Here is a 24,881-nt window from a genome sequence, read left to right as displayed (position 1 = left end):
CGATAGAATAGCGCCCGTAGAAAGCAAGGATGTGCATTACGCACATCCTTTTTTATTTTTGGATTTACCAATCTAAATAAGTAATTGAGCGTTACCCATGAGTAAGAAATTTGATGTTGTTGTAATCGGCGCAGGTGCGGCGGGTTTGATGTGTGCAGCAGAAGCAGGCAAACGCGGACGCAGTGTGCTCGTGCTGGATCATGCGAAAAAGCCAGGACGTAAAATCCTTATCTCAGGTGGTGGTCGTTGTAACTTCACTAACTACGACGTCTCAGCGAGCAACTACTTATGCCAAAACCCACATTTCGTGAAATCGGCATTGTCTCAGTACACCAACTGGGACTTTATCTCGATGGTCAGCAAGCATGGCATCGAGTTTGAAGAGCGCGATCACGGACAGCTGTTCTGTGTTGATGCATTTACCGCAAAAGACATCGTTAAGATGCTACTAGCAGAATGCGACATGCCAAATATCCAACAACGCTACCAATGCGATGTACATTCGATCGAGAAAACCGATGCGGGCTTCCGTCTGCATGCGGGTACTGAAAACATCGAATGTGAATCTTTGGTGGTGGCTACCGGCGGTCTGTCGATGCCTAAATTGGGCGCGACGCCATTCGGCTACAAGATTGCTGAGCAGTTCGAGCTTCCAGTAATTACCACTACGGCAGGTCTGGTGCCATTTACGCTGCACAAAGAAGACAAAGAAGATTTTGCTGAGCTATCGGGCATTGCGATCCCTGCGGAAATCACCGCGCAAGACGGCACCATGTTCAAAGAAGCGCTGCTGTTTACTCACCGTGGCTTGTCTGGTCCATCGGTGTTACAGATCTCTTCATTCTGGCGAGCGGGTCAAAAGGTGACGATTAACCTCGTACCAAACGACGATATCGCCGAACTGCTAGAACGCAGCCGCGAGAAGCACCCGAACCAATCTCTAAAGAACACGCTAGCAAAAGTGCTACCAAAGCGTTTGGTTGAAGTGCTGATTGAACGTAAAGAATTGGCAGACAAACCACTTAAGCAGTTCAACCAGAAAGAGATGGCAACCATCGTTGAGCGTCTGGAAAACTGGGCGGTTGCACCAAATGGCACAGAAGGCTATCGCACCGCAGAAGTGACCTTAGGCGGCGTAGATACCGATCACCTGTCTTCAAAAACCATGGAATGTAAGAACATCAAAGGTCTGTACTTTATCGGTGAAGTGATGGACGTAACCGGCTGGTTAGGTGGCTATAACTTCCAATGGTGTTGGTCGAGCGGCTTTGTCGCTGGGCAGTGGGTGTAAACAAAATTTTCTGTAGGCTGAGCATTATCTAAGCTCAGCCTATCCTTCACTTCAAAACACCATATAGTCTCGTGGGCATGTTGCTTTGGTCGGAAACTCTTTCTCTGAGTTATGCAGCTGTACATCGATGTGTGATATCAACGCCCGGCTATTTTCTATCTCATATTCAATATTGAACGTGATGGGCTCATCGTTCGAGTTTTTGCCATTCACGCTAAGGCAGCTATAGTCGTTGAAATGCACCTCATAGACACTGCTTGTTGACCTCATCAACTGTTTGAACAGTAACTGCTCTTTTGTTGTTGGAGAGCTTACCTCGATACCTGTGAGTGCCTCCTTCGAGAAATACTGCCAATAAGTCTCTGAGATATTTTCCTCTGATGCGTTTGCCAAATAGTTAGCATAGGTTGCGAGTAATGAGGGCGGGGGTGATTGGGCGTGCGCAGTGGTAAAGACCATGACACTAAGCACGAGTAATATTGAGTTCTTCATTTTTTGCTTCTTCCCCTTCGCATCTCAACAAGCCTGTGCAGTTTGGGCTTGGATGTCGAATTAATCAGAAGAAGTTTCGAGAAAGCCCAGATAAAACATGCTGATGTTTTATCCGAGCAGATTACTTTTGAGAGCGATCTCTAACTAAAGTATTTCTCGCAACAGCGATGGACTCATAATGACGACCATCGCTGCTGTTCAATACCATATTTGACTTTACCGAAAGCTAAGTGCTTATGATGCTTTGCTTGCTGGTGGGGCGCTTAGTTCTACACAACGGCCTCGATATAAAATCTCACTGTTTGGGTCGCGATTAGCGGTCACTAACAGTTCAGAACTGTTTTTAAGCGTTTGCCACTCAGTTGGCGACATATAGCGGACGTTATTTACATTTTCTAGGCTATCAATGAGTTTGAGCTCACCGGTATTTCCATCTCTCATCCACACCATTGCTCTATCCATGGGTACTTTCGCCATCGCACGGTTTCTCTGCATGCGGATGCTTGATTGCCCGGGCTTTTCTCCTTGATAGGCGACCAAAGCAAAATGGTCTTTTTGGCTCTCAGAAGACATCATGGCTAAGTAACTAATAGGGCGCACTTGTGCGATCTCTGTTGGTTGCGAGGTTGGTGATACAAAAGGTTGTAGCGACAATCCTAGGAGTAGAGAAAAAGCCATGCTAATAGGGAGCCACCACCAACGCATAGTCTGAGTCTGCTTCGGTGGTTTGATTGTTTGGGATGCGATGTTTTTCCATACTTGGCGTGGCGGAGGTTTCAAGTTGCCTTCAGAATGTGCCATATCGACTGCTGGAGTTAAGCTAGATAAATGCTGATGCCAAAGGTCGATGTGTTCCCACCAAGTGGGATCTGATCGCATGAGGGTTTCCAATCTCTTTCGTACGAGTGGCGTTAATGTTCCCAGAACGTATTCGCCGGCGAGTTTATCTCTTAGCTCTTGATTTTGATAACGTGCGTTTTTTAATGGGTTAGGCATCGTTTTAGCTCCTGTAAACCTCGGCGAATCCACGATTTCACTGTGCCAAGTGGAGTGCTCACATGGTGGACGATCTCTTGATGACTCATCCCGTGCTGATAGGCCAAGATAATCGCATTCCTTTTTTCTTCAGCGAGCGAGTTTAGGCAGTATGATAAGTTGGCTCCTGAGTCAGATGTTACTTCGAGAGCGACCTCTTCGGGGGGCTTTACCAGTTGTTCTTCCCCTCGATTGTTCCGCTTTCTAATTTCATCTATAGCGAGGTTTCTCATACTTTGGCATAACCAAGCCCAAGGGTGATTTACTGGATATTGCTGGTTGTTGTGCCAGAGCTTTACGAACCCCTCTTGAAGTATATCTGCTGCAACGTGTTCGTCTCTAACGACGCCGAGGATAACGTTGAAAAGCCGGGTACTGGTCAACTGGTATAGCGCTTCGAACGCAGCTTGGTCTCGAAGCGCTACTTGGGAAAGCAGTAAACCTATCTTATGTTTATCGGTGTTCACGCTTTCCTCATTATTGTTCTACAATGTGCCAGACTTGTTTTACGCCATTCCCGCTAGTGTCGCCGGGCTTTTGGTCTTTTATCCAACGATAAAGCGGTTTGTTGTGATATGTCCATTGATATGAGTCGTCGTTGCGCTGAGTCACACCAAATCCTCCCGTCAGCTTTAGATTTGCTATCCCCTTTTGAGTTATCTCTGTATCCACAAGAGCAGGTGGCCACTTAGAGGCGCAATCATCGTAGCAAACGGATTGGTTTGGCTTATCTTTATCAAAGGTATAGAGAGTCTTATTATGGCTATCGACCAGATAACGTTGCTTACCATCATTGTACAGTCTGATGGTGACATCATCCGCTCGGGCTAGTGGCCAAACGCCTTTGATGCCCGCACCTGTGATCTCTCCTTTCTGAGAGTCTTTAAGCCAGCGATAAAGTGGTTTTCCGTTCAAAGCCCATTGTTTGTTGCCGTCTTCTCTTGTTATTTGGCTGAAGCCTGCTTGCGTACCGAAGTGCTTGCTGGATTGTGCGGTTACAAGAACAGGCGGCCATAACTTCTCACATTGGTCAGTACATACAGATTTCCCAACTGGATCTTTGCTAAAGGTATAAAGTGATTTGCCTGAGGCATCGGTGTATACCTCTCCAACTGACGTAGTTATTGTTGGTGCAGCAAAACTAGTTGAGGTGACCAGTAATGCTGAAAATAATAGTTTTTTCACAGTCGTTTTCCTTATTAACGAGTCCAACCTTCGCGAGTGAAAAAGGTTTCTCCCTCACTGCTGTTAACGAAATCAATGAAAGCTTGAGTTTGTGGATCTGCACCTTTTGCCTTTGCTAGGGTGAGATCTCGGTAGATGCGTCTTTCTGGCTCAATTTCTACATAGTCGACTTTATCGGCATGGTTGAGCGGCCAGTGAATCCAAGTGATCCACGCATCAGCCTTTTGTTGTTGAAAAGCTTTGAAACTTGCTCCGCTGCCTTTGGCGTAAGCAATGATTTTTTTGCGAAAGTTCTGTACGTCAGCCAGTGAACCCGTGCGTCCTGCGACATCTTCCCAAACGCCTGTACCGGAAGTGTTGTAAACCCCTAGACCTTCAGTCACGACTATTCGCGCTGGTTTTTCGAGTAGGTCTTTAAACCCGTTGATATTTTTTGGGTTCCCCTTTGGGACCGCAATCACTGCACGGCGCAAGTACACTGGCTCAACATCTTGATCGGTAATAAAGGGGTAGGTTTCAACAAAAGCGCTCATGGATTGTTCTGCGGATCCAAAGATTAAGTCAGCATTTTTCTGTGCATCTTTCGTCCACTTTGATTCAGGCCCAGCGATCACGTTTACCGTCACCTTACTTTTTTTACTGAAAGCTTCTGCGGCATGACGGAGAGCGGTGTCGGGGCCTCCTGGGCCATAGACATTGATTTCTCCATCGTTTGGTTTATGGATAATGCTTGGGTCGAGCAGTGGTGACGCAAGTGTTGAAGTACTAGTGAGCAGAGCGGTCAATCCTGCCGCGATTATGTGATATTTCATGTTTTCTCCTAACCATTAATGTAAACAAGCGGATAAGAGACGAGAGAAACAGTCGATTGGATGCGGGTAAGTAAAAAATTTTTGTATAACTAAAAATGGGCGCGTTGTTCTGGGAAGTAACCATTTGTAGAGAAAGTGAAAGACCGAATCAGTGCTCGGTCTTTTTTTATTTAAACAACTTCTCGGCGCGAACTGGGGCGCTAAAGCGGAAGCCTTGTCCGTAGATGCAGCCGCGCTCGAATAAGTATTGGGCTTGCTCGTCGGTTTCGATGCCTTCAGCAACCACTTTTAACGAAAGGGTTTGTCCCATAGCTATGATGGCGTTCACGATCGCATTGCTGTCGGTATTGCTTGGAACATCGCTTACGAAAGAGCGGTCGATCTTCAATTTGTTGATTGGCAAACCTTTGAGGTAAGACAGTGACGAGTAACCGGTGCCAAAGTCATCAAGAGAGATTTCAATGCCCATCTCGCGCAGTAAATTCAGCGATGCGATGGCTTGTTGTGGATCGATCAGTAGGAAGCTTTCGGTGATTTCAAGCTCTAGGCGGTGCGCCGGGAATTCGGTTTGTTTCAGAATAGCTCCAAGTTTGCTGATGAAGTCTGATTGTTGTAGCTGAAGAGCCGATACATTCACCGCGAGCTTGCCAAATTCAATGCCGTTATCCAGCCATGTGCGACCTTGCAAACAAGCTTGCTCCAAGACCCATTTACCAATGCTTTGAATCAAGCCGGTTTTCTCTGCAATCGGGATAAAGTCCGCTGGAGAAATCATCCCAAGATCGGGATGCTGCCAACGCAGTAAGGCCTCTACGCCAACCAGTTCGTTGGCACTTAAGTTGTATTGCGGTTGGTATGCTAAATGAAGTTGGTTTTTTTCAATCGCCTCATGCAGAGCAGACTGCATACGCACGTGAGATACGGATTTATCGGTCAAATCTGGTGAGTAGAATGCGTAGCCGTTACGACCGTTTTTCTTCGCCAAGTACATGGCGGTATCGGCATTCTTGAGCAAGGTTTCGCTGTCTTGTCCGTCTTGAGGATAACGTGCCACGCCTACGCTGGTGGAGATACGTAAAGATTCGTTCTTACTGACTTCAAAAGGACGGTTGAACAGGCAGAGTATGTCCTCAATGGTGTCGATCAGCTGCGAATCCGACTCGATATTCGGCAATATAATCACAAACTCATCGCCACCAATACGTGCTACATGAGCGCGTAAGTGCAACACATCTTGCAGACGTTCAGCGAGCTTAGTCAGGAGCTGGTCGCCACAGAAGTGCCCCATACTGTCGTTGATGTGTTTGAAGTGGTCTATATCGAGGAACAGGGTCGCAAACGCGTGTTGATGTTGCTGACCACTCTCGATGTGCTGTTCGAGCAAGCTGATCAAATGGGTACGGTTAGGCAGGTTGGTCAATGGATCGTAAAAGGCCATGCGTTGCAGTTTTTCTTCATGAGCTTTACGTACCGAGATGTCCTCGAACACACAGATGTAGTTAATCAGATGGTTTTTATCGTCCATCACCGCGCTGATGGTGGCGAGCTGCGGGTAAATGCTGCCATCTTTTTTACGGTTGATGAATTCGCCTTTCCACTGACCTTTGCTTTCTAACTGACGCCACAACTGTTGATAAAACTTGCTGTCATGGTGCCCAGAGCGCAGGATGTTGGGGTTCTTACCGATCACTTCTTCGGCTGTGTAGCCAGTGATGTGGGTGAAGGCGCTGTTCACATCGAGGATATTGGCTTTACGGTCGGTGATCACCATCCCTTCGTGGGAGTTATCGAAGATTTTCGACGCCAATGACAACTGAGTTTCCACCATCTTTCGACGAGTGACGTTACGTGTCATGCCTAAAATGCCGACGAGCTCACCAGTTTGGCTGCGGATTGGCGATTTGATGGTTTCCAACCAGGTTGGGTTGTTGTTGTCATCAATGAGAGTGCATTCTTCGACGGTATTTTGGCTGCCAGTAGCAATGACCAACTGGTCGGTATCAATGAACTTCTTCGCTCGACGACTGCTAAACAACTCGAAGTCATTCTTGCCAACAATGTCACTGCCCGTCATTTGCCAAGAGTCTTCAACGCTGCGGTTGGTCATCGCATAACGACCATCGGTACTTTTTATCCACGTGTGGTCTTCTAAGCAGTCGATGAACTCTTGCAGTGATGGCAGTAACTCTGGCAATTGAACATCGTGGCGCTTCTGCTCTTTATGATAAGTCTGAGCAACATCAAAGCCGATGCGTCCCGCTAATGCGCTTAACCACCCAGAAATAACAGTATTTTGCTCAGTTGGATGAACCAAGGCGAGCGCAGCAAATAGCTCACCACTCGGCAGCCATACCGGGCAGTAACTCAAGGTTTGGCTTTGAAAAGGCGTTTGTTCAACAACGAGTTGAGGATAGGTAAAGCATTCAGTGGCAGGATCGAGAATCGCAACGACTTCACGATTATGCTGCGGCGATGTCGCCACCTCACTCAAACGCCATTGGCGAGTATAGCTGAACGTATAAAGCTGACCGTGCGCCTGTGTGGCATCACAGAATTGTTGCAGAGCCTGTTTCCAGTCAGTCATCAATGCAGGGGAGATAGCGAAGCGAAACATAATTAATAAAGCATCCTGAAACGCCCTTGGATTTGAATGTTGAACATCTGACTAGACGTAAATATCGGGCTTTGGCTATATCGTATCCAAAGCCCAGACAAATCCAAGCAAGGAACACTTCATTAATCGGGTAAACTGTTAGCTAGCTCTCTTTTTTATAAATCGCGTCTCATTTTTGCAATGGTTTCGGGCGATGTTACTGAGCGTTGTTTGCCTGTTTTTGCTGCTTGCCAAACTTCACTTGTTGAATGACCAAGCCGCTGATGATCAGCACCAAGCCAATCAAAGTGGATGGGTGAATCTCTTCGCCAATGATAGTAGAAAGCAGCATGAGTGAGATGAATGGTGAAGCAAAAATCAGATTGCTGATGCGCGCTGTGTTCTCGGTTAACTTCAGTGCAGATAGCCATAACACGAAGGTTACGCCCATCTCAAACAGACCAACATAGGTCACTGCCGCCCAACCTTTCGCGGTGATCTGGCTCCAATTTGCGCCTTCGTAAATGCTTAAGCCAATCGCAAAGGGAATCGCCACCAGAAAGCCCAATAGTACACCTACTACAGGGTCGGCTTTGTTTTTGGTGTTGAGAATCCAGTAACTTGCCCATAGTAATGTAGAAAGCAGCGCTAGTCCGACACCAAGTGGGCTTTCGAACTCCATCCCCAACACATTGCCTTTGGTGGCAATCACGATAACGCCCAAGTAACTAAAACCACAAGCAATCCAGTCTTTGCTGCGGATCTTCTGACCTAAGAAAACCGCTGCCATTAAGGTGAGTGTGATCGCCCAGCTGTAGTTGATTGCCTGCGCTTGAGAGGCTGGCAGTAAGTCGTAGGCTTTAAACAGAATAAGGTAGTACGCTAGCGGGTTAATCAGCCCAAGTAGTAAGTAGTACCAAGGGTTGGAAAGGAATGTTGAGCTGAGCTGATTCAACTTCCCCTGTACACCACATACCATGATGAGTGCGATGGCCGAGACAATACTCGCCATGGTCAGCATCTGAATCGGTGTGAATTCCGCCAAAGTCAATTTAAATGCGGTCGCTACTGTTGACCAAAGTAATACCGCTGATAGCCCAAATCCTAGGGCGCGACGCTCGTTCATGATGCCTCTGTGTGATGATGTACCGCTCATTGCTGTTGGTTTGAGCTAGTGTGAGAATGTTGTACGGAGCGCCTAGTGTATGCGAGGATTTTTCATCCAACAAACTGGACATTTATCCAGTATGTAAATACCATTATTAGAGATAAAAAACACAGGCTAACTCGCTATTATGCAATGGATTCTTGAGCATCAATCTCTCATTCTGTCTTCTCTTTTTACCGCGACCATCAGCGGTGTTGCAGTGGGTTGGTGGGTCAAACAACGCTTTGCCACGCAAACTCAGTTGCTCGAACAACAACTCTCTTCTGAAAAACAGCTTCATCAACAACAACTTGAGCAAGTGAAGCAAAACCTCTCCGATGCGCAGCAGGAATTGGATGAGCTCGATGATGAACGCGATAAAGCGGCATTCGAGGTGCGCCAAACTCATGGTAAATTGATGGCGGCGATGGAAAAACTGCGCTATTTCGAAGCCGTGAAGCAAGAGCGTCAGCAGTACTTTGATGAGCTAGGTCAGATGCGTGAACACAAATCGCGCCTTGAAACTCAGCTTCGTGAACAGCAAGCGCGCCACGAGCAAATCAACCAAGCCAATGCGGAAAAACTGCAAATTCTTGAGCAAGCAGAAACGCGTTTGAAGCAGCAATTTGAGCACTTAGCGAATCAGTTGTTTGAAGAGAAAACTGCCAAAGTCGACATGCAAAACCGCCAGAGTTTGGAAGGTTTGCTGTCTCCACTTAAAGAGCAACTGGAAGGGTTCAAAAAACAAGTTAACGACAGCTTTAGCCAAGAAGCCAAAGAGCGTCACACCTTGGTGCATGAGTTGAAGAACCTGCAACGCTTGAACGAGCACATGACCAGAGAAGCGATCAATCTGACTCAAGCGCTGAAAGGTGACAACAAACAGCAGGGCAACTGGGGTGAAGTGGTTCTGGCTCGTGTCTTGGCTGAATCTGGCTTACGTGAAGGGCACGAGTATCAAACTCAGGTGAGCTTGCAAAACGAAGCCGGCAAACGCTATCAACCGGATGTGATTGTTCACTTACCGCAAAACAAACAAGTGGTGGTCGATTCGAAAATGGCGTTAGTGGCGTACGAGCGCTACTTCAACGCAGAGAACGACATTCAACGAGAGCAGGCGCTGAGCGATCACCTAGCCGCGCTGCGCGCGCACATCAAAGGCTTGAGTCTTAAGGATTACCACCAGTTAAAAGGCATACAGAGCTTAGATTATGTGTTGATGTTTATTCCGGTAGAGCCGGCATTCCAAGTTGCGATTCAAGCTGACCCAAGCTTGGTTAAAGATGCGATGGAACAAAACATTATTTTGGTCAGCCCTACCACTTTGCTGGTGGCGCTACGTACGATAGATAATTTATGGCGTAACGAGCGTCAAAACGAAAACGCCCAATTAATCGCGGAACGAGCGGCGAAGCTGTACGACAAACTACGCTTGTTCATTGATGACATGGAAGGGCTGGGCGGCGCATTAGACAAAGCCAACCAAACGTACCAAGGGGCAATGAATAAACTAGCGACAGGGCGTGGCAACGTGATTCGTCAAGCGGAAAGCTTTAAGCAACTTGGTGTTGAGGTAAAACGTCCTATTTCTCCTGACCTTGCTCAGTTGGCGCAGACGGAGTCATTTTCGGAAAATGCTTCTTTAGTAGAAAGACATCCGGCTGAGGATAAAGTAAACTAATCGCCCGCAGTACAGTGGGCGAATATATTTGTCAGCAACCGCCCCGAAGTGAGAAAGTGCTGCCCAAGAGGAATCAGAATGACGGACACAAGTGTGCAATCAAATACAGCGTTAGATAACGACACTACCCACTTTGGTTTTACCACAGTGGCAAAAGACGAAAAAGTGACCAAAGTTGCCGAAGTTTTTCACTCAGTGGCAGCGAAATACGACATCATGAATGACTTGATGTCCGGCGGCGTTCACCGCCTTTGGAAGCGATTCACTATTGATTGCAGTGGCGCTCGTCCAGGTCAACGTGTTCTTGACCTAGGTGGTGGTACTGGTGACCTGACGGCGAAATTCTCGCGCATTGTTGGCGACCAAGGTCACGTGATCCTAGCGGACATCAACAACTCAATGCTGAATGTAGGTCGTGACAAACTGCGCGACAACGGCATTGTAGGTAACGTGCATTACGTTCAAGCGAACGCAGAAGAACTGCCATTCCCAGATGATTACTTCGACGTGATCACTATCAGCTTCTGTCTACGTAACGTAACTGATAAAGACAAAGCGCTGCGCTCTATGTTCCGTGTGTTGAAGCCAGGTGGTCGTCTGTTGGTGCTTGAGTTCTCAAAACCAATTCTAGAGCCGCTATCAAAAGTGTACGACGCGTACTCTTTCCACCTATTGCCGAAAATGGGTGAGCTAGTGGCAAATGACGCAGACAGCTACCGTTACCTAGCAGAATCTATCCGCATGCACCCAGACCAAGACACGCTGGAAGGCATGATGAAAGAAGCGGGCTTCGAAAACACCAAATACTACAACCTAACGGGTGGTATTGTGGCGCTGCACCGCGGCTACAAATTCTAAGGATAAGCGGTATGCCATTTGAACCTCTTATCACCGCCGTTATTGAAACGACGCTAAATACGCTGATTAAAGACGATCCTGAATTGGGTCGTCGTTTGTCACGTCTTAAAGGTCAGGTGATTCAAATTCATCTGAAAGAAATCAATAAGACGCTGACGTTCATCTTCAGCCAGCAAATTGATGTTTTGGGCAACTACGAAGGTCAACCAGATTGTTATCTGTCACTGAATCTAAGCGTACTGCCTGAGTTGCGCGATCAAGCCAACATCACTCGCCTTATCAAACAAGACAAACTTGAACTTGAAGGTGACATCCAATTGGCACAGAAATTCTCTCAATTGATGGTGGATTGCAAACCCGATATCGAAGAGTGGCTGTCTCGCGTGACGGGGGATGTCGTGGCACATACTTTTGTGCAAGGCACCAAAAACGTCGGCGGTTTCTTTGCCTCTCAAGCAGAAAAACACCAACGCCATCTTGCTCAAGTAGTAACAGAAGAGTGGAAGCTGGCGCCAGCACCGCTAGAAATTGCCCACTTCTGTGACCAAGTGGACGACGTACGCAGCCAAGCCTCTCGCGTTGAAGCGCGCCTAAACGCATTACTAAACAAATTCGATTCGGATAAGCCTGCGCTGGAGAACTCATGACGCCAGCAGAAATAAAACGCTTATACCAAATCATTAAAGTTCAGCTGGAATACGGCTTGGATGAGTTGCTGCCTGATCATCAATTGACCAAAGCGCCGCTTTTGATGCGCAAAAGCCTATTCTGGATTAAGAACAAGCACCCAGAGAAACCGCTGGGTGAGCGCCTTCGTCTCGCTCTGCAAGAACTTGGTCCGGTTTGGATTAAGTTCGGTCAGATGATGTCGACTCGCCGTGACCTTTTCCCTCCGCATATCGCTGATCCTCTTGCGCTTTTGCAAGACCAAGTAGCGCCATTTGATGGGCAGTTAGCGAAAGAACAAATGGAACTCGCTCTGGGCGGTCCATTAGAAAACTGGTTTACTGAATTTGATATCAAACCGTTAGCGTCTGCGTCGATTGCTCAGGTGCATACCGCGCGTTTAAAAGACACTAACCAAGAAGTGGTATTAAAGGTCATCCGTCCAGATATTCGTCCGGTCATTGATTCAGATCTAAAACTGATGCACCGAATGGCGCGTATAGTCGCCGGAGCGATGCCTGAAGCACGTCGTTTAAAACCGGTCGAAGTGGTTCGCGAGTACGAAAAAACCTTACTTGATGAACTCGATCTGCGTCGTGAAGCGGCGAACGCGATTCAACTGCGTCGCAACTTCGAAGGCAGCGAAGAGCTTTACGTACCAGAAGTTTTTCCTGACTTTAGTAATGAAACTGTCATGGTTTCTGAGCGAATATATGGCATCCAAGTCTCTGATATTGAAGGCTTGGAAGCGAATGGCACCAATATGAAATTGCTCGCGGAACGCGGCGTGAGTGTGTTCTTCACTCAGGTGTTCCGAGACAGCTTTTTCCATGCCGACATGCACCCGGGCAACGTGTTCGTTAAGCCGGAGCATCCAGAGAACCCAATGTGGATTGGGCTGGATTGCGGGATCGTTGGTACACTTAATAGTGAAGACAAACGCTATCTGGCGGAAAACTTCCTCGCTTTCTTCAATCGTGACTACCGCCGCGTAGCGGAATTGCACGTTGATTCGGGCTGGGTACCTGCTGATACCAATGTCGATGAATTTGAATTTGCGATTCGCATTGTGTGTGAGCCAATCTTTGCCAAGCCACTGTGTGAGATCTCTTTCGGTCACGTATTGTTGAACCTATTCAACACAGCGCGTCGATTCAATATGGAAGTGCAGCCGCAGCTTGTATTGCTACAAAAAACGCTGTTGTACGTCGAAGGTCTGGGCCGCCAGTTGTACCCGCAACTTGATTTGTGGGAGACCGCGAAGCCTTTCCTTGAAGAATGGATGATGAACCAAGTTGGTCCGCAAGCTTTAGTGAATGCCATTAAAGACCGCGCGCCGTTTTGGGCAGAAAAGTTACCGGAACTGCCGGAGCTGCTTTACGATAGCCTGAGACAAGGTAAAGCCATGAATCAACGTATGGATCAGCTTTATCAAGGTTACCGTCACAGCAAGCGTCAGCAGGCGACAGGAAAGTTTTTATTTGGCGTTGGAGCCACTTTAGTCGTATGCTCGGCAATATTGGTGGATAACGCTTATGAGCAGCTATCGATCGCTAGCGGTATCGCAGGGGTCACATTTTGGCTGCTTAGTTGGCGAGCTTATCGTCGATAGACGTTAAACTCTTGAAATAATTTTGTTTAAAGACCCGAGGTAAAAAGAATGGGTGGTATCAGTGTTTGGCAACTTCTAATCATTGCTGTAATTGTTGTATTGCTATTCGGAACTAAGAAACTACGCGGTATCGGTGGCGATCTGGGTGGTGCCGTTAAGGGCTTCAAAAAAGCAATGAGCGAAGATGAGCCTGCGAAGAAAGACGACAAAGACGCAGACTTCGAGCCAAAAAGTCTAGAAGAGCAGCAAAAGAAAGAAGCAGCTCCTGAATCGAAAAAAGACAAAGAGCAGGCGTAAAACGTGTTTGATATCGGTTTTTGGGAACTGGTATTAATATCTGTTGTTGGTCTGGTTGTTCTTGGTCCCGAGCGTTTGCCACATGCCATCCGCAGTGTCTCTCGTTTTGTCGGTGCAGCGAAGAGTATGGCAAACAGCGTCAAAGACGAGTTGTCACACGAGCTGAAAGTTCAAGAACTGCAAGAAAACTTGCGCAAAGCTGAGCAAATGGGGATGGATGATCTGTCTCCTGAGCTAAAATCTTCGGTCGAAGAATTGAAGAAAGCGGCGCAATCTGTAAACCGCCCTTACGCGGAGCCAACCAAATCAGAAGCGGAGCCTAAACAAGAGGCACCTGCGACTGAAACCGTTGAGAAAGCGGAAGAGATTAAGGTTACAGCGGCAGATAAGAAAGCCGAATAGTCTCATTAGGAGGAGCTACTAGTGATTGGTAGCTCCTTTTTGATCAGGTTTTAAAAAAGAGGTTTGCCATGTCTACCGTCGAGCAGACACAACCTTTAATTAGTCATTTATTAGAACTTCGCAACCGACTGCTTAAAGCCATTGCTGCAGTATTGGTGGTGTTTGTTGGACTAATTTACTTCTCTAACCACATCTATGAGTTTGTCTCAGCTCCTTTGGTAGAGCGTCTACCTGAAGGTGCCACGATGATTGCAACCGATGTGGCTTCACCGTTTTTCACGCCTTTGAAGCTAACCTTGATTGCTTCGGTGTTTATTGCGGTGCCGTTTATCTTGTACCAAGTGTGGGCATTTGTTGCACCGGGTTTATACAAGCATGAACGTCGATTGATCATGCCATTGCTGTTTTCTAGCTCACTGTTGTTCTACTGCGGTGTGGCGTTTGCTTACTTCGTGGTATTCCCACTGGTGTTTGGCTTCTTTACCGCCATCTCTCTTGGTGGGGTAGAGTTCGCAACCGACATCTCGAGTTACCTCGACTTTGTACTGGCGCTGTTTATGGCGTTTGGTATCGCGTTTGAAGTGCCTGTAGCTATTATCTTGCTATGTTGGACTGGCGCAACCACACCACAAGATTTGAAAGAGAAGCGTCCATACATCATCGTGTGTGCGTTTATTGTCGGTATGCTATTGACGCCGCCAGACATGATCTCGCAGACCCTACTGGCAATTCCTATGTGTTTGCTGTTTGAGGTGGGTTTGTTCTTCGCGCGTTTCTACACACGTAAAGACGACGAACAAGAAGAAGTGGAAGAGTAATTCCAAACTTCAATATTGAAAAAGCGGCGTACAGCCGCTTTTTTGTTTAACTTCAATCATCACCTGATTCGTCTGATGTGCCCGCATCGAGAACAGACATACACTTCTTTAATTCCCAGTAGTTTCTCCCACCAATGACGCTGCCGGCGTTGCAAGTAAATTCCATGGTTACACACAAGTGTCCCTACTTTTGTTGTTTATTTGGTATGACCTTAAGTAATGCTGCTCTCTATGTTAAATGCTCTCTCGATATGAAATTCAATAGCTTATAGGTCAAATTAATACGGCAAAATTGAGAGGAATAAAATTCTGATTAAGTGTAGGAAGAGAATGTTGAAATTGCGGAGGGAGGATTAAATCGAGGGAAAGTGAAGCAATTTCAACTGTGTAACGACTTGTGACTTGTCGAGTTAACGATGAGGGGAAAGGCGACCCATAAAGAGTCGCCTTATTGCGGTTGGATTGGACTGAGCCAATTATCTCAGCTTAAGGACGTGGCCGCATTTAGAGCAGACATACACTTCCTTAATGCCTAAGATTTTTTCAAAAAAAGTTCGTTGCCGACGTTGTAAATAGATTCCGTGTTCACACATTTTATGACTTCCATATTCATTTTTATGAGTATGCGTCAACAAGTATAGGCAGAGATTTTGTCTTGTTTTTGAGATTGGAAAACTTGTTAAACGTTCATCTTAACGTATGCGATGTTTATAAAAAATTTTGTGTAAATGTTTTGTTTGTCAGTAACTTGAGTTACAAATTTGAACTGCCATCTCATTATGGTTTCACTTTAATGATATGTCCGCATTTAGTGCAAATGTAGATCTCTTTAATGCCTATCAGTCTTTGCAGTAGCGTGCGCTTTTGACGTTTTAGGTAAATACCATGCTGGCAAGTATTCATAGGTTGCCCACTGTGTTGAATGTGTGGGCAATATTTTAGGAAGGACAAGTGTTACATCTCAATAGCACATTATTTATACTTTCAAATATAATGCCATGAAATATAAGAAGTTGTTTGATTGTAACTTATATAAGTGCGGGTACTAGCTTAGGTTAAACAATGCCTCAGCGTTTTTGGTTGTAATAGCATCAATTGCTTCAACGCTCTCTCCGCGTAATTCCGCTACTCGCGCTGCTACCAAAGAAGTGTAAGCCGGTTCGTTGCGTTTACCACGATGCGGTACCGGTGCAAGGTAAGGGCAGTCTGTTTCTAGGATCACCCAATTCATGTCCAGATGCGGGATAACCTTATCCATACCACCATTTTTAAATGTAGAGACACCACCCAGACCTAAGTGGAAGCCTAGCTCATTGATTGCTTGCGCTTCTTCTACGCTGCCACCAAAACAGTGGAATACACCACGCAAGCTGCCGTCTTGTTCTTGACTAAGTAAGGTCAGCGTTTCTTCAATTGAGTCACGTGTGTGGATAACGACAGGTAAATTCATCTCTTTTGCCCAGTTTAACTGAGTCACAAACGCCATCTCTTGTTCTGCTCGGAAGGTTTTATCCCAGTACAGATCGATACCGATTTCACCCACTGCAATGAAGTTGTGCTTTTCAAACCAGCCACGAATGATTGCTAGTGTTTGCTCGACATTGCCATCTACGTAACATGGATGCAAACCCATCATAGAACGACAAATCTCAGGATAAGCCGCCTCGGTTTTTAGCATCGGCTCAATAGATTCAAGATCGATGTTCGGCAGCAGAATTTTATCAATGCCTTGTTCTAAAGCGCGCTTCACCACCTCGTCGCGGTCGTTATCAAATTCGCTAGCGTAAATATGAGCGTGAGTATCGATCATGGTTGGTCTCTATGGGTTATCGGTGCATGGAATTAGTGAGAAGTATACTTGAGTGTGAGTGCTGGGTCATTTTCGGTTTTTTTCATGCCGTTTTTCTATATTGCTGCTCGCAAGGTGCATCAAGAGTGATATGATTTTGCCACCAGATGATTTGATCATCGTAACCTTCCAGACAAGGAGAAAGTGGTGTCTGTATCAATTCAAGGTCCATTCCCTGCACGCCGTATGCGTCGTATGCGTAAGCACGATTTTAGTCGTCGTCTGATGGCTGAAAACCAAGTTTCAGTAAACGATTTGATTTACCCAATGTTCATCCTGATGGGCAAAGATCGTCGTGAAAGTGTTGAATCGATGCCGGGTGTAGAACGTTTGTCGATTGATTTAATGCTAGAAGAAGCACAATACCTAGCAAACTTAGGCGTACCAGCAATCGCGCTTTTCCCTGTCGTAAACCAAGACGCTAAAAGCTTATGTGCTGCTGAAGCTTACAACCCAGAAGGTTTGGTTCAGCGCGCAGTACGTGCATTAAAAGAGCACGTGCCTCAAATCGGCGTGATCACAGATGTGGCGCTCGACCCATTCACTACACATGGCCAAGATGGCATCATCGATGAAGATGGCTATGTAATGAATGATGAGACAACTGAAGTACTTGTAAAACAAGCGCTGTCTCATGCAGAAGCGGGTGCAGATGTGGTTGCACCATCAGACATGATGGATGGTCGTATTGGTAAAATCCGTGAAGCACTAGAAGAAGCGGGCCACATCCATACTCAGATCATGGCTTACTCTGCGAAGTACGCATCAAACTACTACGGTCCATTCCGTGACGCAGTTGGTTCATCAGCGAACCTAAAAGGCGGCAACAAGAAAAACTACCAAATGGATCCTGCGAACACGGATGAAGCGCTACATGAAGTGGCTCTCGACATCAATGAAGGCGCGGATATGGTCATGGTTAAGCCAGGGATGCCTTACCTTGATGTGGTTCGCCGCGTGAAGACTGAGCTTCAAGTTCCAACCTTCGCTTACCAAGTTTCTGGTGAATACGCGATGCACAAAGCGGCCATCATGAATGGTTGGTTGAAAGAGCGTGAGACTGTGATGGAATCGCTTCTTTGCTTTAAGCGCGCAGGTGCTGATGGCATCCTGACTTACTTCGCGAAAGATGTAGCAGAATGGCTAGCGGAAGAAAACGCACAAACTGCAGAGCACTTAGTGAAAGCGCAAGAAGCGACAGACGAGTAATTATCGCTCAATGAGAAAAGCCAGACCGACAATTGTTGTCGGTCTGAATATACCCAAGTACCCTCAAGACGGAATACAAACGGCTTGAAGTTACTTGGGTATATTTATTTCTGGAGAGTAAGACAATGACAATGCTGATTCGTGAAGGCACGCTGGAAGAAGCGATCCAAGTGGTGGCTCGTGTTACTGAGTTTGCACGTGGTGAGACGGTTGAATCTATGGCGGAGCGCCTTGGAGAGAAAAAGAGCCTAATCTTAGTGGCTGAGAAAGCTGGGACGATCCTTGGTTTTAAAATTGGCTACGAATTAGATGATTACACCTTCTACAGCTGGTTTGGTGGCGTTGCACCAGAAGCGCGCAATGAAGGTGTGGCGCAGATGTTGTTGGAAGCACAAGAAGACTGGGTCGCTGAGCATGGTTATAAAACGTTAAAAGTAAAATCGCGCAACCAATTTCCTGCCATGCTTCGTCTATTGCTAAGAAATGACTACATCATTGAAAAATTTGAAGAAAAGTCGAATTTGCGTGAGTCTCGAGTCCACTTCATTAAAGCGCTATAAAAAATAAATGAGATTTTTTCTCATTTAGTTGTTGACTGTTAAATGAGAATCATTATTATTAAACCTGTCTTAGGGAATGAGGAAAGTTCACAAGGACGTTGAATTGCTAATTAACTGCAGTTTATTAACTGAGTGTTGAGAAGGTGATGAAACAATTTTCCCAGAACTTGCACGAATTCTTTTTGACACGACATTGCTCACATTGCTTCCAGTGTAATTTATAGCTTCTTGGTTAAGCTGCCATACAAATGGAAATAGCTTCACCACTTCTGCTAGGCGACCCAATTGGGTCGCTTTTTTCTTTTCTGAGATTTCTAATTGACGCCTCTATTGGCAACTTTTCCACATGACATGATCATTTTAGGATCGTTGATCTTCTCGCCTGTTGGTATTTATTTTTAATAAAAACAAGTATTTATTGTTGTGTTTTGTTGGTTTTATTTCCGTTGGATAACCAGTGGATAATTTCTATAAACAGAGTTATCCACAAGAGAGTGCAAATTTCGTGAATAATATCGGAAAATTTCCGCGACCTCGATCGAGCGAACAAGATAGATTCAGCTTAGCAGTCATGGCATTCTAAGCAGATCTATTAAGTACTGATTTGGATACAGACAATTATGGCAAGTATTCCTGAAAATCCGTTGATTCTGATCGACGGCTCTTCTTATCTATATCGCGCTTTTCACGCTTACCCAGGCACGATGAGTAACGGTGAAATTCCAACTAACGCAGTTTACGGTGTAGTAAACATGTTACGCAGCATGATGCGTCAGTTTGCTTCTGATCGTATCGCAGTAGTTTTCGATGCGAAGGGTAAAACCTTCCGTGACGATATGTACCCGGAATACAAAGCGAATCGTCCACCAATGCCGGATGATCTTCGTTGCCAGATTGAACCTCTGCATAACGTTATTCGTGCGATGGGCCTGCCATTGATCTGTATTCCAGGTGTAGAAGCCGATGACGTGATTGGTACTCTGGCTTATCAAGCATCGCAGCAAGGCATGCCTGTTTTGATCAGTACTGGCGATAAAGATATGGCGCAGCTGGTGGATGACAACGTTACCTTGATCAACACCATGACCAACGTCGTGATGGATCGTGAAGGTGTGGTTGAGAAGTTTGGTATCCCACCAGAATTGATCATCGACTACCTAGCGTTGATGGGCGATAAAGTCGATAACATTCCTGGCGTTCCGGGTGTGGGTGATAAAACCGCAACGGCTTTGCTACAAGGCATTGGCGGTCTGACAAAGCTGTATGAAAACCTCGATGATATTGCAGCGCTTGGCTTCCGTGGTTCAAAAACCATGGCGAAGAAGCTAGTCGATAACAAAGACAACGCAATGCTGTCTTACGAGCTTGCGACCATCAAGCTGGATGTGGAACTGGAAGAGACGCCAGAATCATTGCTAAAAGCAGAACCAAGCACCGATGAGCTGATCAAACTGTACGGTCAGTTGACGTTCAAGTCTTGGTTGAACGAGCTATTAGAAGGCGGTACAGGTGTGGTTGAAGCGGATGAATCAACTGGCGCAGCGCGTGGTGGTTCTGCTGCATCTAAAGCTGATATGGATACTTCAGCGGTAAAAATAGACCGTAGCCAATACGAAACCATCCTAGATGAAGCTTCATTCAATGCTTGGTTAGACAAACTAAAAGCATCGGAGTTATTCGCGTTTGATACCGAAACTGACAGCCTAGATTACATGGTGGCAAACTTGGTTGGTTTGTCATTTGCAACTGACGAAGGCATTGCTGCTTATGTACCAGTGGCCCACGACTACCTAGATGCGCCGCAGCAGCTGGATCGTGATTGGGTACTGGCACAGCTAAAGCCGATTCTTGAAGATGAGGCTCAGGCGAAAGTTGGTCAAAACCTAAAATACGATGCATCTGTGTTGGCTCGCTACGGCATTGAGATGAAAGGCATCAAGCACGACACCATGTTGGCGTCTTATGTCTACAACAGTGTAGGTGGCAAACATGATATGGACAGCTTGGCACTGCGCTTCTTGCAGCACAGCTGCATTTCATTCGAGCAAATTGCAGGTAAAGGTAAGAACCAACTGACCTTCAACCAAATCGATCTGGATGAAGCTTCACCATATGCTGCGGAAGATGCAGACGTGACACTTCGTCTGCATAACCGTTTGTTTGCTAACATCGAACAAGATGACAAGCTAAAAACCGTATACGAAGAAATCGAAATGCCACTCGTGCCCGTGCTGTCTCGCATAGAGCGTACTGGTGTGTTGATTGATGACATGAAGCTTAGTGCGCAATCTGTAGAAATTGCTGCACGTCTGGATGAGCTTGAGCAAAAGGCGTACGAGATTGCAGAACAAGAGTTCAACATGAACTCACCAAAGCAACTGCAAGCGCTTCTGTTTGAGAAAATGGGTCTGCCAGTCATCAAGAAGACACCATCAGGCACACCTTCTACCAATGAAGAAGTGTTGCAAGAGCTGGCTTTGGATTACCCACTACCAAAACTGATTTTGGAATACCGTGGTCTGGCGAAGCTAAAATCAACGTACACCGATAAGTTGCCGAAGATGATCAACCCATCGACGGGGCGTGTGCATACTTCTTACCACCAAGCGGTGACCGCAACGGGTCGTCTATCATCCACTGATCCTAACTTGCAGAACATCCCAATTCGTAATGAAGAAGGTCGTCGTATTCGTCAGGCATTCGTTGCCCCTACGGGTTACAAGATTCTGGCAGTCGACTACTCTCAGATTGAATTGCGTATTATGGCGCACCTATCAGGTGACCAAGCACTGCTTGATGCGTTCCGTGACGGAAAAGATATCCACGCAGCAACGGCAGCAGAAATCATGGGCGTTTCTATTGAAGATGTTTCAAGTGAGCAACGTCGCCGTGCGAAAGCGGTTAACTTCGGTCTAATCTACGGCATGAGTGCGTTTGGTTTGGCGAAGCAACTGGGTATTCCTCGTGGTGAGGCACAAGCGTACATGGACAAGTATTTCGAGCGTTACCCAGGCGTAATGCAGTACATGGAAGACACGCGCAGTGCGGCTTCAGAGCAAGGTTTCGTCGAGACAATCTTTGGTCGTCGCTTGCACCTTCCTGAAATTCAATCTCGCAACGGCATGCGTCGTAAGGCGGCAGAGCGTGCAGCGATCAACGCACCGATGCAAGGCACCGCTGCGGACATCATCAAGAAAGCGATGTTGTTAGTTGATCAGTGGATTCAAGAAGAAGGCAATGGTCGAGTGAAACTTCTGATGCAAGTACACGATGAACTGGTGTTTGAAGTTGAAGAGTCGTCTTTGTCCGAAATTGAAAGTAAAGTACAGAATTTGATGGAATCTGCAGCAGAGCTGAAAGTGCCTCTAGTGGCAGAAGCGGGTCACGGTGACAACTGGGATCAAGCACACTAGTCATTTTTAAGCCAATTTAGCCGATTTAATATGAGCCAGCGCACAAACGCTGGCTTTTTTGTGCCATTAAAAAAGCAAATCCGATCTGAGATTTAATGTTACTTAATAAAACTTTCATGAAAAAAAACTACAAAAGTTCTTTGCATATCTGACCAATTGTTGTACATTATCTCTCGTAGGGTACAGAGGTAAGATGTTCTATCTTTCAGACCTTTTGTTTCACGTTATTGGATTAGGCTGATTCAGCCGCCCCAGTCAGTTTTTGACTGGGGCGTTTTTTATTGGGTGAAAGAAAATTTTTCTTTTTGATCAATAAGTTAAAATAAACCCTCAAAAACCTTTTCTTTTGACCTCTCTAAGTCACTGCAAAATCAAAAGTTTTCCTTCAAATTTATTGCGTTATTCATGCTGTAAATTTACGCCAGTCACACTATTATTTTTTCTTGAAAGAAACTAAGTTACGTACTTCTGATACTTTGTTTAACTTAACTATCTGAATATTAAAGTTATTGGATGGTTTGAGAGGAAATGTTTGGTATGAGGTAGGATGTAAGATTGCTTTTTAACCTATTGAAATCGAATCTCAGTTCAGTAATGCTTCGCCACATAACAATAATTACCAATTTTTCTCTCCCGTTATCCCTGCCAGGAAGGTGGGGATTTTTATTGCCTGAAATTCACGTTTTTCGATAGCAGACAAACAAAAGCCCCACCAAAAGGCAGGGCTGTGTCGAAAAATTTTAACAAATTTTGTTAATTATTCTTCGCCGTTCTCTGGAACGTCTTGCTCGTCTTCTTCAATCAAGTGTGCAAATGCTGGTGCAAACCAAGTGTCCAGTTTGGCACGAAGCTGATCGACACCTAGACCTTTCAGTGAAGAGAAAACATCAACCGATACGTCACCACCAAATGTTTCCACTTGTTTGCGGATTTTTAGCAGCGTTTGTTTGCGAGCACCGCTTTTCAGTTTGTCTGCTTTAGTCAGAAGAACTTGAACAGGGATGCGGCTGTCGATTGCCCAGAAAATCATTTGTTGATCGAGGTCTTTCATTGGGTGACGGATATCCATCAGAACCACCAAGCCTTTTAGGCACTCGCGTTTCTGTAGGTATTCACCTAATGATTTTTGCCATTTGTTCTTCATCTCAACCGGTACTTGAGCGAAGCCGTATCCTGGCAAATCGACAATGTGACAACCTTCTTCCACTTTGAAAAGGTTGATCAATTGAGTACGACCGGGTGTCTTTGATGTCTTCGCTAAGCTTTTTTGGTTAGTAAGACGGTTAAGTGCACTCGATTTACCAGCGTTTGAGCGTCCTGCAAACGCAATTTCGACACCTTCGTCCTCAGGTAAGTGACGAATATCGGGTGCGCTGGTGATGAAATGCGTGTTTTGGTAATGAATTTTTACGCTCACTGTTAACTCCATCTCGACTTTGTGTAGTCGATTGATTACTTTTTTGTGAAATTGTGTAAAATAACCGTGCTCGGCATAAGGTCGCCTATTGTACCATGAGTGTACGCGGTATGTTCACATTCCGTGGTACTGGAAGCTTGATAATTATAATGGAATGTCATGAAGAAATTAGCGCTAATTTTGAGTCTTTTAGCCAGTTGCTCAGTATGGGCCCAAGGTAATATTGAAGCTGGTAAAGCAAAATCACAAACTTGTGTCGCCTGTCACGGAGCGGACGGTAACAGTGCAATCGCAATGTACCCGAAACTTGCAGGCCAACACGCTAAGTATCTTGAGAAGCAGTTAAAAGATCTGAAACTAGGAATGACTAGTGGTGGTAAGCAAGGTCGTTACGACCCTGTAATGAGTGGTATGGCAATGCCACTGAGCGATGAAGACATCGCTGATCTATCTGCATACTACGCCTCTCTACCAATCTCAGAGAGCTCAACACCAGAAGACGTTGTTGAGAAAGGTAAAGTACTGTACACCGCTGGTGATGCAGAACGTGGTCTAACTGCATGTATCGCATGTCACGGCCCTCGTGGTAACGGCACTGAGCTTTCAGGTTTCCCTAAAATTTCTGGTCAGCACTCTGACTACATCAAAGCTCAGCTAGAGAAGTTCCGTGATGGTAACCGTGGTAACGATATGAATGCCATGATGCGTGACATCGCGAAGAAGATGACAGACGAAGACATCGAAGTTCTGTCGAAATACGTTGGCGGTCTGCACTAAACCCCTACAAAGTTCGAGCACAGTTATACAAATATGCCCTAGCGTTCTCGCTGGGGCATTTTTGTTGGTGAGTGTATTGGCTAACGTCCGGTGCGTTAGTGATCTCAGTCACACATGGTTATTCAAGGTAAAGAGATAGTTCGCTCGGGGCTTTGTGAGATATTTGCCATACTTGTTCGATACTATTTCTCTCTCCTTATTTTAAGTTGTTGATAGAAATAGCTATTTATTTTTCTGGAAAAATTCGTATCAATAATTGCTTTCAATGACTTGTTGGTTTTTATCCAATCCGTAAAGTAGACATTGTTCACAGGGAGTGAATCACAGGAATTTAGACCATGGATATGAGGTCTCCAAGGACGCAAACGAAGGACGTTTGGTAGTCGGAAAAGGGACTTAGATAGGCAAGGAGCCTATCAGATATGGATGGTCGTCTCGTCTAACGGTTAAGACAGCGAAACGGATCAAGCTCAGGAAGTAGCTCAGTAGACAGGAAGTAAAAGGATAGCCAAAACTCATCAGGAAGATGAAGAACAACACTTTTTGGCATGGAAAGCTCGAAAAACAAAAGGATTCTTGGTGCACCAAATGAGTGCAACACAGTTTCGCCACCAATGGTGGCATTCAGAAAGCGACAGTATCACTGTCGCTTTTTTTATATCTATTTTTCCTAATCAAAGTTTTTTTAATAAAAACTGCTGAAAAAGTATCCAGTAACACTCCAATCTGAGTCCACTTTCTGGTATGTTTCGCATCCCTGTTTGAGG

At 45.8% G+C, this 24,881-nt stretch carries 21 protein-coding genes; 12 read left to right on the top strand and 9 right to left on the bottom strand.

Annotated features, from left to right (window positions below; all coding sequences use genetic code 11):
• Positions 1–97: 97 nt before the first annotated feature.
• Complete coding sequence (locus KIO97_RS03670; RefSeq protein ID WP_039975947.1) at positions 98–1,291, top strand: NAD(P)/FAD-dependent oxidoreductase; 1,194 nt, start codon at positions 98–100, stop codon at positions 1,289–1,291.
• Positions 1,292–1,342: 51 nt separating this feature from the next.
• On the opposite strand, the gene KIO97_RS03665 is transcribed toward KIO97_RS03670, so the two are convergent.
• The 7 genes from KIO97_RS03665 to KIO97_RS03635 all read right to left on the bottom strand — a co-directional run bounded on the left by KIO97_RS03665 (position 1,343) and on the right by KIO97_RS03635 (position 8,534).
• A complete protein-coding gene (locus tag KIO97_RS03665) occupies positions 1,343–1,783 on the bottom strand; it encodes a hypothetical protein (protein WP_285381026.1) in 441 nt (146 codons plus the stop codon).
• A gap of 234 nt (positions 1,784–2,017) precedes the next feature.
• Complete coding sequence (locus KIO97_RS03660) at positions 2,018–2,779, bottom strand: hypothetical protein (protein ID WP_285381025.1); 762 nt, start codon at positions 2,777–2,779, stop codon at positions 2,018–2,020.
• A complete protein-coding gene (locus KIO97_RS03655; RefSeq protein WP_285381023.1) occupies positions 2,764–3,285 on the bottom strand; it encodes a sigma-70 family RNA polymerase sigma factor in 522 nt (173 codons plus the stop codon). The genes KIO97_RS03660 and KIO97_RS03655 overlap by 16 nt, the downstream gene beginning before the upstream one ends.
• 10 nt (positions 3,286–3,295) lie before the next feature.
• Positions 3,296–4,003 (bottom strand): hypothetical protein, encoded by a 708-nt coding sequence (locus KIO97_RS03650; protein WP_105025671.1) that lies wholly within the window; start codon positions 4,001–4,003, stop codon positions 3,296–3,298.
• A gap of 14 nt (positions 4,004–4,017) precedes the next feature.
• Positions 4,018–4,815, bottom strand: coding sequence for a substrate-binding domain-containing protein (locus tag KIO97_RS03645; protein WP_285381020.1), 798 nt, complete (start codon positions 4,813–4,815; stop codon positions 4,018–4,020).
• 166 nt (positions 4,816–4,981) lie between these two features.
• On the bottom strand, positions 4,982–7,429 hold the full coding sequence (locus tag KIO97_RS03640; RefSeq protein WP_285381018.1) for an EAL domain-containing protein: 2,448 nt from the start codon (positions 7,427–7,429) through the stop codon (positions 4,982–4,984).
• Positions 7,430–7,625: 196 nt separating this feature from the next.
• Positions 7,626–8,534: a DMT family transporter gene (locus KIO97_RS03635; protein ID WP_038890191.1), complete on the bottom strand. Its 909-nt coding sequence runs from the start codon at positions 8,532–8,534 to the stop codon at positions 7,626–7,628.
• A gap of 169 nt (positions 8,535–8,703) precedes the next feature.
• On the opposite strand from KIO97_RS03635, the gene rmuC reads away from it, so the two are divergent.
• The 7 genes from rmuC to tatC all read left to right on the top strand — a co-directional run bounded on the left by rmuC (position 8,704) and on the right by tatC (position 14,889).
• A complete protein-coding gene (gene rmuC / locus KIO97_RS03630; RefSeq protein ID WP_285381016.1) occupies positions 8,704–10,236 on the top strand; it encodes a DNA recombination protein RmuC in 1,533 nt (510 codons plus the stop codon).
• 78 nt (positions 10,237–10,314) lie between these two features.
• Positions 10,315–11,094, top strand: coding sequence for a bifunctional demethylmenaquinone methyltransferase/2-methoxy-6-polyprenyl-1,4-benzoquinol methylase UbiE (ubiE, locus tag KIO97_RS03625; protein ID WP_005429980.1), 780 nt, complete (start codon positions 10,315–10,317; stop codon positions 11,092–11,094).
• Between the two features lie 11 nt (positions 11,095–11,105).
• Entirely contained in the window at positions 11,106–11,741 is a 636-nt protein-coding gene (locus tag KIO97_RS03620; protein ID WP_005448553.1) for an SCP2 domain-containing protein, read from the top strand.
• Positions 11,738–13,372, top strand: coding sequence for a ubiquinone biosynthesis regulatory protein kinase UbiB (gene ubiB / locus KIO97_RS03615; protein ID WP_038890193.1), 1,635 nt, complete (start codon positions 11,738–11,740; stop codon positions 13,370–13,372). Before KIO97_RS03620 ends, ubiB begins: the two co-directional genes overlap by 4 nt.
• A 48-nt stretch (positions 13,373–13,420) precedes the next feature.
• A complete protein-coding gene (gene tatA / locus KIO97_RS03610; RefSeq protein WP_005429959.1) occupies positions 13,421–13,669 on the top strand; it encodes a Sec-independent protein translocase subunit TatA in 249 nt (82 codons plus the stop codon).
• A gap of 3 nt (positions 13,670–13,672) precedes the next feature.
• Positions 13,673–14,071, top strand: coding sequence for a Sec-independent protein translocase protein TatB (gene tatB, locus KIO97_RS03605; protein ID WP_005430029.1), 399 nt, complete (start codon positions 13,673–13,675; stop codon positions 14,069–14,071).
• 68 nt (positions 14,072–14,139) lie between these two features.
• Complete coding sequence (gene tatC / locus KIO97_RS03600; protein ID WP_005429982.1) at positions 14,140–14,889, top strand: twin-arginine translocase subunit TatC; 750 nt, start codon at positions 14,140–14,142, stop codon at positions 14,887–14,889.
• A gap of 1,045 nt (positions 14,890–15,934) precedes the next feature.
• Here tatC and KIO97_RS03595 read toward each other — a convergent pair.
• Positions 15,935–16,699 carry a TatD family hydrolase gene (locus KIO97_RS03595; RefSeq protein WP_045456023.1) on the bottom strand — a complete coding sequence of 255 codons (765 nt, stop codon included), beginning with the start codon at positions 16,697–16,699 and terminating at the stop codon, positions 15,935–15,937.
• A 186-nt stretch (positions 16,700–16,885) separates the two neighbouring features.
• Between KIO97_RS03595 and hemB the strand changes: the two genes are divergently transcribed.
• From hemB to polA, 3 genes are all read left to right on the top strand, one after another.
• A complete protein-coding gene (gene hemB, locus KIO97_RS03590) occupies positions 16,886–17,947 on the top strand; it encodes a porphobilinogen synthase (RefSeq protein WP_005429984.1) in 1,062 nt (353 codons plus the stop codon).
• Positions 17,948–18,072: 125 nt separating this feature from the next.
• Positions 18,073–18,507, top strand: a complete 435-nt coding sequence (locus KIO97_RS03585; protein WP_285381012.1) for a GNAT family N-acetyltransferase — start codon at positions 18,073–18,075, stop codon at positions 18,505–18,507.
• Positions 18,508–19,127: 620 nt separating this feature from the next.
• On the top strand, positions 19,128–21,920 hold the full coding sequence (gene polA / locus KIO97_RS03580) for a DNA polymerase I (protein WP_005429962.1): 2,793 nt from the start codon (positions 19,128–19,130) through the stop codon (positions 21,918–21,920).
• A 757-nt stretch (positions 21,921–22,677) separates the two neighbouring features.
• On the opposite strand, the gene yihA is transcribed toward polA, so the two are convergent.
• Positions 22,678–23,337 (bottom strand): ribosome biogenesis GTP-binding protein YihA/YsxC, encoded by a 660-nt coding sequence (gene yihA, locus KIO97_RS03575; protein ID WP_005429993.1) that lies wholly within the window; start codon positions 23,335–23,337, stop codon positions 22,678–22,680.
• A gap of 159 nt (positions 23,338–23,496) precedes the next feature.
• Here yihA and KIO97_RS03570 point away from each other — a divergent pair, with 159 nt between their 5' ends.
• Positions 23,497–24,114, top strand: a complete 618-nt coding sequence (locus KIO97_RS03570; RefSeq protein ID WP_005430024.1) for a cytochrome c — start codon at positions 23,497–23,499, stop codon at positions 24,112–24,114.
• The last annotated feature ends 767 nt before the right edge of the window (positions 24,115–24,881 follow it).

This window comes from Vibrio sp. B181a, from assembly GCF_030248375.1.
Classification (GTDB): Bacteria; Pseudomonadota; Gammaproteobacteria; order Enterobacterales; family Vibrionaceae; genus Vibrio; species Vibrio campbellii.
Note: the sequence above shows the minus strand (reverse complement) of the source record. Positions and strands in the feature narration are given on the sequence as shown.

What these genes read in the sequence shown, in the direction of transcription:
- ubiE (WP_005429980.1), top strand. Translation starts at nt 10,315, where the DNA reads ATGACGGACACAAGTGTGCAATCAAATACAGCGTTAGATAACGACACT.
- KIO97_RS03635 (WP_038890191.1), bottom strand. Translation starts at nt 8,534, where the DNA reads ATGAACGAGCGTCGCGCCCTAGGATTTGGGCTATCAGCGGTATTACTT.
- KIO97_RS03585 (WP_285381012.1), top strand. Translation starts at nt 18,073, where the DNA reads ATGACAATGCTGATTCGTGAAGGCACGCTGGAAGAAGCGATCCAAGTG.
- rmuC (WP_285381016.1), top strand. Translation starts at nt 8,704, where the DNA reads ATGCAATGGATTCTTGAGCATCAATCTCTCATTCTGTCTTCTCTTTTT.
- KIO97_RS03620 (WP_005448553.1), top strand. Translation starts at nt 11,106, where the DNA reads ATGCCATTTGAACCTCTTATCACCGCCGTTATTGAAACGACGCTAAAT.
- KIO97_RS03670 (WP_039975947.1), top strand. Translation starts at nt 98, where the DNA reads ATGAGTAAGAAATTTGATGTTGTTGTAATCGGCGCAGGTGCGGCGGGT.
- tatA (WP_005429959.1), top strand. Translation starts at nt 13,421, where the DNA reads ATGGGTGGTATCAGTGTTTGGCAACTTCTAATCATTGCTGTAATTGTT.
- polA (WP_005429962.1), top strand. Translation starts at nt 19,128, where the DNA reads ATGGCAAGTATTCCTGAAAATCCGTTGATTCTGATCGACGGCTCTTCT.
- KIO97_RS03665 (WP_285381026.1), bottom strand. Translation starts at nt 1,783, where the DNA reads ATGAAGAACTCAATATTACTCGTGCTTAGTGTCATGGTCTTTACCACT.
- ubiB (WP_038890193.1), top strand. Translation starts at nt 11,738, where the DNA reads ATGACGCCAGCAGAAATAAAACGCTTATACCAAATCATTAAAGTTCAG.
- tatC (WP_005429982.1), top strand. Translation starts at nt 14,140, where the DNA reads ATGTCTACCGTCGAGCAGACACAACCTTTAATTAGTCATTTATTAGAA.
- KIO97_RS03645 (WP_285381020.1), bottom strand. Translation starts at nt 4,815, where the DNA reads ATGAAATATCACATAATCGCGGCAGGATTGACCGCTCTGCTCACTAGT.
- KIO97_RS03595 (WP_045456023.1), bottom strand. Translation starts at nt 16,699, where the DNA reads ATGATCGATACTCACGCTCATATTTACGCTAGCGAATTTGATAACGAC.
- KIO97_RS03640 (WP_285381018.1), bottom strand. Translation starts at nt 7,429, where the DNA reads ATGTTTCGCTTCGCTATCTCCCCTGCATTGATGACTGACTGGAAACAG.
- KIO97_RS03660 (WP_285381025.1), bottom strand. Translation starts at nt 2,779, where the DNA reads ATGCCTAACCCATTAAAAAACGCACGTTATCAAAATCAAGAGCTAAGA.
- KIO97_RS03570 (WP_005430024.1), top strand. Translation starts at nt 23,497, where the DNA reads ATGAAGAAATTAGCGCTAATTTTGAGTCTTTTAGCCAGTTGCTCAGTA.